The sequence below is a fragment of the Nocardioides cremeus genome, assembly GCF_030518195.1.
GTDB lineage: Bacteria > Actinomycetota > Actinomycetes > Propionibacteriales > Nocardioidaceae > Nocardioides > Nocardioides cremeus.
In genome coordinates, this window is the sequence record NZ_JAULSC010000136.1 from 1 (window position 1) to 332 (window position 332).

Sequence of the window (332 nt, forward strand, 5' to 3'; positions counted from 1 at the left end):
TATCAATAACACTCTTAGCGTAGCCGCGCTCAACACCTTGAACAAGGCAGCCTAGCTCATAGTACGCTGCATAGTACTTGATTATCAAATTCGATTAATTTTACTTTTCTAGCACATACGTCCATAGATTTCTGGCCCAGGGAAACCCGTTTGATCTTCCGTACTTAAGCAGTTAATCGGCGGATTAGTAGTCAGGTGGGTGACCACTGGCGAATACCCGCTGTCGTATGTTTTTGTTTTGCAACTTTTTATTTTTGCCCACTTCGCCTGTCACGTGGGCATGGGCCTAGGCATCCTTGCTAACGCAACCTGGACTTCGATCTAAACTCCAT

General features: G+C 45.5%; 1 rRNA gene. It reads left to right on the forward strand.

Annotated features, from left to right (window positions below):
- Positions 1–113: 113 nt before the first annotated feature.
- A 5S ribosomal RNA gene (gene rrf / locus QWJ41_RS20935) occupies positions 114–232 on the forward strand.
- Positions 233–332 lie beyond the last annotated feature (100 nt).